This window comes from Streptomyces sp. NPDC059398 (genome assembly GCF_042751845.1).
Taxonomy (GTDB): domain Bacteria; phylum Actinomycetota; class Actinomycetes; order Streptomycetales; family Streptomycetaceae; genus Streptomyces.
Window position 1 is genome coordinate 79,831 of the sequence record NZ_JBHYWP010000021.1, and the last position, 7,931, is coordinate 87,761.

Genomic DNA, 7,931 nt, shown 5'->3' on the forward strand with positions numbered 1-7,931 from the left:
ACTGACAATCGGGGTCACACCTCGTGCAGGGGGTTGGCGACCGTCCCGTGCACAGCGGCGTGCGGCCGGTTCGGGCGGTCGCGGTAGCCGTCGAGGTGGAGCCGGTTGCGGTTGAGACAGAGCCGGTCGATCCGCGGGGTGAGCAGGTCGAACGTCTCGTAGCGCTCTTTGAGCTCGGGGAAACGGGCCTGGTGGCGGAGGATCTCGGCGCGTACCAGTCGCCAGAAATCAGCCTCCGGGACCCCTAGTTGATCTTCACAGAGAGGGGCGAGGTAGCGGAAGACGCCGACGAAGAGTCCGGAGTGGATGAACTGCGTGAGGAAGGCCGGCTCCTCGGTCAGCAACACGTCACGTACGTCGTCGGGCATCGAATCGTGCTCCGGCAGTGACTCGGCGCTGACGTTGACGTCGTCGACGAAGTCCTTGATCGCGAGCCGCACCGGCACATCGTGGTCGTCGAAGACGACGATGGCGTTCTCGCCGTGCGGGGAGAACACCGTGCCGTAGCGGTAGAGGAAGTGCAGCAGCGGGGGGAGCAGCGCGGCGAAGAGCCGTCCGAGCCAGGCGGTGGGCGCGAGTCCCGATCGGGCGACCAGCTCCGCTGTGAAGGAGCGCCCCTGGTGGTCGGTGAGCAGCAGGGAGGCGAGCGTACGGGCCCCCTCTCCGGCGGCCAGCTGTACGCCGAGCGGTTCGCGCCAGATGGCGCCCAGGAGTTCCCGGTACTGGTACGGGACTTCGGGCAGCTGGTCGTAGAGGGGGTGCTCGACCGCGACGGAGGCGACTTCGCCGAGCAGGATGACGCCGCACTCGTCCCGCAGGAACGCATCGCCGTCCCGCAGCCCCTGGACCCAGGCGGTGACGGCCGGTGCGGCGAGGGTGCGCTCGGTGGGGAGGCCGCGCCAGACCAGGGTGTTGAGGATGGACAGCGGCAGCTTCACGGTGTGCCGCTCAGGGTGTTCGACGTTGAGGAAGGTACGGATGGACTGCTGCGGCAGGCGTGGATCGGCGTCGGCGTGCAGCGGGACGATCTGTCCGTGGGCGATGGCCGGCGCGTAGAGCGGCAGGATCACCTCGTCCCACTGCCAGGGGTGCACGGGGAGGTAGAGATAGCCGTCCGGATCGAGCCCGCGGGCCCTTAACTCCGCCGCGAAGGAAGACCGGACGGCGGAGTCCAGCTCGCGGCGGTAGAGCCGGTCGGGCGTCGCCAGGCCGGTGACACCCCGGTACTGGGCGAGCTCCGCGCTGACGGCGATCCAAGGCAGCCGGGCGGGCCGGCGGGACTCGGGGGTCCAGCGGGCGGCGTCGGCGGCGGAGAATCCGATCCGGCCCTTGTTCAGCACGAGCCAGGGGTGGCCGGTCTGATGGCCTTCCAGCTGCGCGTAGTCGAGTGCGGCCAGTTCGGCGGCGGTGAGCGCGGTGTGCTCGATACGGGCGTCGGCAGCGAGAGTGGTGGTGAGCTCGCGGACCAGGTGCCCGAGAGTCGCCCCGTCCAGTGCGAGGAGCCTGCGGGCGAGGACGAGGAAGCGGAGCGGGTCTCCGAACGGTTCGCCCTGGAGCGCGATGGTGGCCGGGCCGACATGCCAGTGCCCGTATGCGCCACGCCGGGCCTGGAAGGTCAGCGGCAGGTCGTCGTCGAGCGTGAGCGTGAAGCGGCCGCCTCCCCGCCCCACCGGCTCGATGATCTCTTCGTAGGCGAATTCACCAAGCATCTTGGCGAGAAGACGGCGGGCCGCATGGTCCCAGTCCTCGGGGTTCAGCTCGGCGGGGGCGAGCAGCGCCGGTTCTGCATCGGAGTCGAAGCCAGCAGACGGGTTCAGCACGGGGACTCCTCGGGGTGGAACCGATTCGGGTCGGGCGGTGTATGAAAAGCAGCAGGTGGTCAGGGGCGGGGGTGCAGGAACGGGAGTGCAGGAACGCGGGTGCAGGAACAGGGGTGCGGCGACGGGGTGCCGCCGCAGGGGCATGAGGATTTGCCATCAAGAGAGTTGAGAGGAGGTGTTCACATGAGGTCGCGGAATGCGCGGTCGCGGATCATCAGGGCCGCGCGCTTGTCGGGAAGATCGACTTCAGCTGAATAGCGGAAGCCGGCTCCGAGAAAGGCCGATACGGAAGGGGTATTGCGCAGATCGGGCTCCGCGATGACGCGGGGGCAGAGGGGCCGGTTGTCCAGTACGAGGTCGGAGACGGCGCGCAGCAGGGTGGTGCCGGTGCCGCGCCCCCTGTCGGCGACGCCGCCGATCAGGAGGTGCAGGCCGGTGTCGTGGGGACGGGCCGGGTAGTGGCGGGCAAGCGGGTCCAGGTCGGCGCGGTAGATCTCCCAGTAGCTCATCGGGGTGCCTTGGAGTACACCGAGGCAGGGGACGCTCCGGCCGTCACCGCCGAGTTGGGGGCGCAGATGGGCCCGGGTCACGGACTCGGGGCCCGACAGCTCCCAGAAGGCGGCGACGGCAGGGTCGTTCATCCAGTGGCTGAGGAGGGAGAGGTCGCGTTCGATGTCCACGGGTACGAGTTGGAACACACCGACGGAGGTGGAGACGGGCTTCCAGGCGCCGGGGCTGTCCAGCAGGCCGCCCCCGGGGTGCCCGGGGGCGGCGGGCCACGGTTCCCCGGTGCGCAGCAGGGACAGCAGATCCTCGGACAACTGCAGATCAAGGGTGTCCTCGGACTCCTCGTCGGTCCGGGCGGCAGGCTCTGTCCCGGTCTGGGCGCTCGCATCCGTGGAGGGCACGGCCACGCTCCTCATTCTCTGCTCAGGTATCGGTCGGGTCATGCCCCAGTGGGGTGAAGGGGGTTGGTGAGGCGGACATAGACGGACTGGGTGTCGACCGGGCCGACGAGTTCGTCGAGTCCGTGGAGTCGGGTCAGCAGATTGGCCTTGGTACGCAGGACGGGGGTGTCCAGGAGTTGTGCGGGCAAGGGGGAACCGAGGGCCGTGGCCCGGTTGAGGAACTGCCGGAAGGCTGCGATCAACAGCGTCTCGTCGGCGAGCCGCTGGGCGCCGAAGGCGCCAATCAGTCCGAAGACGTTGTTGATGACGAGGTAGTAGGCGAAGCGTTCGTCGGTGACATCGTCGGCGACGAAGGTGTCGCTGACGGCTCCGACGCCGGGGATGCGCTTCTCCAGTGCGGTGCGGTGGGACTCCCGGAAGTAGTAGCCCTGGTTGTCGCGGTAGCGGCCGCCGACGGGCCAGCCCCCGGGGCCGAGGAGGACGATGGTGTTCTGCTGGTGAGCTTCGAGTGCGATGCCCGCGGTGCCGTCCAGCCACAGCACTGGGCGCACGACATGGTCGAGATAGCGCAGAAACCACTCGGTGGCCACAGCTCCGGTCGGCCGCCCGGTCCTGGCAGCGAGAGCGGTCACGATGTCGGCGAGACGCGAACGCATGGCACCGCCGCCGGGGCGGGGATGGACCGCCGTGAGGCCGGCGAGGCAGACGGCGTCGTCACTGGCGCCGAACGGATTGTGGCGCAGGACGACATCAAAGCCGGGCAGTGGTTCACCGTCCGGGGTGTTCACGGCCAGCCAGGCCGGATCACGGACGATGTCGAATCCGGGGTGCGCCACCTGCCAGGCGGCGCCGAGGCCGCTGCGGAGGATTCTGTGGACCTCCACACCGCGGTGGAGTTCCTTGCGGAGGTTCTCCCGGCGGGAGTTGGTGATCCGGACCCCCAGCGAGAGTTTGAGCATCGCGTCACTGCCCGGCCGGTGAACGGTGCGTACGGAGGAGGTGGGATACCAGCGGTCGCCGTGCGGGCCGAGGTCATGCAGCAGCCCCGCTTCGAGAAGGGAAGCCACTGCGGGGCGGTGGGCCAGGTCGCGTGCCTGCCACGGGTGGAGCGGCAGCAGAACCGTGTTGTCGGGGTGCTGTACGGCGCCCGCGAGGCGGGCGGTGAGCCGGTCGGCGGAGAGCGTGCGTCCCCCTTCCGTCCATGCCGAGTCCTGCGCGAGTACGGAGCGGTCGACAGCCATCCAGTGCAACGGGAAGGAGCCGTGCAACTCAGGCGAGAACTGACGGAATTCGGCGTCCGAGAGCCCCTCACGGCTCTTCGGTGTGGGGTGCAGCGGGTGACCGAGCAGAAGGGACTGCTCGCCCGTCAGGAAGGGGTCCGCCTCGCTGGACGGTTCCGGGCTGCGACGGCGCTCCGTGATGAAGGCGGCGGTCCTGTGGACCGAGTCGGCGACCCTGCCGACCAGCTCGGTGCTGTCGCTCTGACCGGCTTCCCTGCCGAGCAGGGCGGCGACGGTGACGGCATCGGCGCGTGGTGCGCCGATCGATCCTCCTTCGAGCACCGGTTTACCGAACCGGTGCCAGCCGGTGGCCGACCAGTACAGGACGGGAACCAGCAGCGCGATACCGCTGGCGTTCAGTGGGATACGGAGGGTGAGCCCGGCGGGTGCCGACAGGTTGGTCTCCCGCACCCAGCAGCGGAGCAGGTTCTCGACGGCTGCGGCTTCGGCGGCCGTGTGGGGGTCCGATGCGTCGACTGGGTCGTCGAAATGGCCGAGTGCCGGGTGGCCGCCCGGGGTCCGGTCCGCCGTCATCTGGCGTGGCACGGTCTCGGGACCGGCCGAGAGAGAGCCTGTCGACACCGGGCCGGCGGTGAGGGAGTCGGCCCGGACGGGGCGGGCCGGGGGCGGACCCGCCTTACGGCTGCCGGGGATGGCGGAGTCTCCGGTCTCGGGGGCGTCAGGGTCGGGTGTGGGGTTCACGGGGTGCTTCCTTGCGCAGCCGGGGAAATGGGGGGAGGTGGCTTCAGTGCGGGCGGCGGGCCCGGCGACGGACGCGGGTCGCGTGTTCTGCGGCAGACAGGGCATCGGCCAGCCGGTCCAGAACCGCGTCCGCCTGTTCGTCGGTGAGATTGAGCGGAGGCAGCAGACGGACCACGTCGGCATGGTGACCGCCGAGTCCGACAATGAGCCCCCTGGCCAGGCACTCCCGCTGCACGGCAGCCGCGAGCACGGGGGCGGCGGACGAGGGGAGGACGGCATCGGGCCACCCGGCTTCCACGGGGGGCGCGACGGTCGCGGCGTTCGCGGGGGGTGCGACGGTCCCGGCGTCCGCGGCGTGCCTGGCGTCCACGGGTGCGAGGGTCTGGGCGGTGCCCGCGGCTTCGGCTGCTTCCGGGTCGACGAGCTCCAGGCCGATCATCAGGCCCCGGCCCCGGACGTCGCCGATGACGGGGTGGTCGGCGGCCAGGTCCCGCAGTCGGCCCATCATTCGGGCGCCCAGGTCGGCCGCACGTTCGGCGAGCCGGTTCTCGCGGACATGGGCGAGCGTGGCGGCGCCGGCGGCCATGGCGAGCTGGTTGCCGCGGAAAGTACCGGCGCGGGCTCCGGGCCCCCCGCAGTCCAGTTCCGACCGGTAGACGATGACAGCGAGAGGGAGGGAACCACCGATGGCCTTGGACATCACCATCACGTCGGGCACGATGCCGCTGTGCTCGACGGCCCAGAAGGCACCGGTCCGGCCGACGCCGGTCTGCACCTCGTCGGCGATGAGCGGAATGGACCGGTCAGCAGTGATCTTCCGGATACGGCGCATCCAGCGGTCCGGGCCGGGGATCACCCCGCCCTCGCCCTGCACCGGTTCGAGGATCATCCCGGCCGGCGGGGCCACCCCGCTCCCGGGGCCGTCGAGAAGGCTTTCGGTCCAGTCACCGGCCAGCTCCGCACCACGGGCGCCGCCGACGCCGAACGGGCAGCGGTGGTCCCGTGGATACGGCAGCCGTGTCACCCGTACGTCGTGGGCGCCGCCGGACAGCGGCGACGCACCGGCCGCGTTGCCGTGGCAGACACCGGCGAACGAGAGGATCCCGCTGCGGCCGGTGGCGGTTCGGACGAGGGCGAGAGCTGCTTCGACCGCGTCGGTACCGGTCGGCCCGCAGAACCGCACCCGGGCTCGATCCGCGAAGGAGCGCGGCAGCGTCTCGAACAGCTCCCTGGTGAAGGCGTCCTGGACCGGCGTGGAGAGATCCAGGACGTGCAGGGGCGCACCCGAGGCGATCACCTTCTTGATCGCTTCGAGGACCACCGGGTGGTTGTGTCCGAGTGCCAGGGCCCCCGCCCCGGACAGGCAGTCGAGGTAGCGCCGTCCGTCCGCGCCCTCGATGGTGAGCCCACGCGCGCGTACCGGCACGATCGGCAGCGACCGGGCGTAGGTACGGGCCGCCGATTCCCGCAGCGGCTGCCGGCGCAGGGACCCCCGGTGCGCTGTCGTCACCGCCGACGGTGCGGTCTCGGTCACGGCCACTGCTGTTGGTCCTCCCGCTGTACGGATCGGCTGTAGCGCCGCTCGCCCCACCACCGACGCCCGGGTGCCGAACGCAGCCCAAAGGCCCCCAGCCGTACCAACGACGAAGTCACCCTGGAATCACGGGTAAGTCGGAAGATCCTTGCGGTGGCGGAACCACAGCCCTGCCTCATGCCGTCCACATCGGCACCGGCATAGTGGGGCCCGCGCTGCGGTCCCGGTCGGTTCCACAGTGCCGAGATCCGTTGTTCCGAAGTCCTCGTTCCGAAGTCCTTGTTCCGAAGTCCTGTTCCAAAGCCCCAGGGGGAATCACCACATGCGACCGCTACGCCCGATTTCAGCCGAACGCCGCGGGAAGCGCGCATCCCGGCGAACCCTTCCCGCCGTGACCGCGGTTGGTCTCACGGCGGTGCTCGCACTGGCCGTGACCGCCTGCGGCCCCGGTGACGACAACGCCGATGCCAAACCGGCCGCCAGTACGTCGTCGGCCCCGGACGGCAAGGTCGTCATACCGGACAACGTCAAGGGTGTGCTGAAGAAGCACGGCTTCGACCTGGACAAGTGGAAGCACGGCGAGTGGAAGAACTGGGACAGGGACAAGTGGCTGCGTGAGGCGCAGGACTTCGTCAACCCGGTCATCTCCGGGCTCTGGGACCCGTCCAGGATGCGGCACGCGTCCAAGCCCCCGGAGAAGCCCGTCGACAACGACATCTCCGGTGACAAGGGGGTGACCGACCCGACACCGGCGCCGGTGACCGCGCAGGGGGTGAACGCCCCGTACCACCAGAGCGTCCCGGAGGCCGGCAAGGTCTTCTTCGACAGCCCCGAAGGGTCGATGGTCTGCTCGGCGACGGTCGTGGAGGACCCCGCGCACCCCGGGAAGTCCAACCTGGTATGGACGGCGGGCCACTGTGTGCATGCGGGGAAGAAGGGCGGCTGGTACCGGAACATCGCCTTTGTCCCCTCGTACAACAACAGCGGTAAGTCCGCGGCCCAGTTGCAGAACGCCCAGAAGGACGAAGTCGCTCCGTACGGTGTCTTCTGGGCGGACTGGGCCCAGACCTCCGAGCAGTGGATCGACAACGGCGGTCCCACCGGTGGCCAGGGCGCCCCGTACGACTTCGCGGTCCTGCACGTCACTCCGGAGAAGGGAAGCACCAAGTCTCTTGAGGAGACGGTCGGAGGCGCACTCCCGGTGAACTTCAACGCACCGGCTGTGCCGCAAATTTCAGGGCTGACGGCGACCGGCTACCCCGCGGCGCCGCCTTTCGACGGCCAGAAGCTGTTCCAGTGCTCCGACCGTCCGGGACGTCTTTCGCTCTCCGCTGCCGATCCGACGATGTACCGCGTCGGCTGCACCATGACCGGCGGGTCGTCGGGCGGCGGCTGGATCGCCAAGGGCGCCGACGGCAAGCCCGCGCTGGTGTCCAACACCTCCATCGGCCCGGTGACCGCGGGCTGGCTTGCCGGTCCGCGCCTCGGCAAAGTCGCCAAGGGCGTCTATGACTCGGTCAGCAAGAAGTACGCGGGCCAGTAGACGGGTAGGCAGGCAGACCGCCAACCGGCAAAAAGGCAGAGGCCGAGGGCCTGTCCTCTCTGCGGAGAGAGGAAACTCCCCAGGGCACGGGGGTGGTGGCCCGCGCTCCGTGTGTCAGGGCGCCCCAGGGACGTTTTGCGCCAG

General features: G+C 70.0%; 5 protein-coding genes. 1 reads left to right on the forward strand and 4 read right to left on the reverse strand.

Features of this window, described 5'->3' with window-relative positions:
• Positions 1-14: 14 nt before the first annotated feature.
• Genes ACFXBC_RS10810 through ACFXBC_RS10825 form a run of 4 tightly spaced genes read right to left on the reverse strand, consistent with a single transcriptional unit; the run spans position 15 to position 6,250 of the window.
• Positions 15-1,964: an IucA/IucC family protein gene (locus tag ACFXBC_RS10810; protein ID WP_385021546.1), complete on the reverse strand. Its 1,950-nt coding sequence runs from the start codon at positions 1,962-1,964 to the stop codon at positions 15-17.
• Positions 1,965-1,999: 35 nt separating this feature from the next.
• Positions 2,000-2,728 (reverse strand): GNAT family N-acetyltransferase, encoded by a 729-nt coding sequence (locus ACFXBC_RS10815; RefSeq protein WP_385021548.1) that lies wholly within the window; start codon positions 2,726-2,728, stop codon positions 2,000-2,002.
• Between the two features lie 38 nt (positions 2,729-2,766).
• On the reverse strand, positions 2,767-4,710 hold the full coding sequence (locus ACFXBC_RS10820; RefSeq protein WP_385021551.1) for an IucA/IucC family protein: 1,944 nt from the start codon (positions 4,708-4,710) through the stop codon (positions 2,767-2,769).
• 43 nt (positions 4,711-4,753) lie between these two features.
• On the reverse strand, positions 4,754-6,250 hold the full coding sequence (locus ACFXBC_RS10825; RefSeq protein WP_385021554.1) for an aminotransferase class III-fold pyridoxal phosphate-dependent enzyme: 1,497 nt from the start codon (positions 6,248-6,250) through the stop codon (positions 4,754-4,756).
• Between the two features lie 316 nt (positions 6,251-6,566).
• Here ACFXBC_RS10825 and ACFXBC_RS10830 point away from each other — a divergent pair, with 316 nt between their 5' ends.
• Positions 6,567-7,787, forward strand: a complete 1,221-nt coding sequence (locus tag ACFXBC_RS10830) for a trypsin-like serine peptidase (RefSeq protein WP_385021557.1) — start codon at positions 6,567-6,569, stop codon at positions 7,785-7,787.
• The last annotated feature ends 144 nt before the right edge of the window (positions 7,788-7,931 follow it).